Here is a 502-nt window from a genome sequence, read left to right as displayed (position 1 = left end):
TTGGTGTGGAAATTGACAATCCACCAAAATTAAATGCCAAAACACACAAAAGTGTTGGCATTGATTTAGGCATTACCGATTTAGCCACGTTATCAGACGGCACAAAAGCACAAGCTCCTAAGCTATTAAAAACCAAACTCAAACAATTAAAACGACTAAGCAAACAGCTCAGCCGTAAACAAAAAGACAGTAACAACCGTGAAAAAGCGAAAACCAAGCTCTCACGATTGCATTATAAAATCAGTTGCATTAGAAAAGACTTTTTACACAAATTAACAACCAACTTAGTAAAACAATTTGATGTGATTTGCCTTGAAAACCTTAACGTTAAAGGCATGATTAAAAACCACAAATTAAGCTGTGCTATTAGCGATTTGGGTTTTTATGAATTTAAGCGGCAACTCATCTACAAAGCCAACATTCATCACAAAACTGTTAAAGAAGTGGATAGATTTTATCCAAGCAGTAAAACCTGTTCATCTTGTGGTTTTGTGATGGCTAA

The 502-nt window shown here is 35.1% G+C and carries 1 protein-coding gene; it reads left to right on the top strand.

Annotated elements, in window-relative coordinates; translation table 11 throughout:
* Positions 1–502: RNA-guided endonuclease InsQ/TnpB family protein (locus tag B0682_RS08175; protein WP_143823334.1), on the top strand; the 502-nt coding region annotated here is incomplete at both ends.

Origin of the sequence: Lwoffella lincolnii, assembly GCF_002014765.1 — a bacterium.
GTDB lineage: Bacteria > Pseudomonadota > Gammaproteobacteria > Pseudomonadales > Moraxellaceae > Psychrobacter > Psychrobacter lincolnii.
This window is presented reverse-complemented; position numbering and strand designations above follow the sequence as displayed.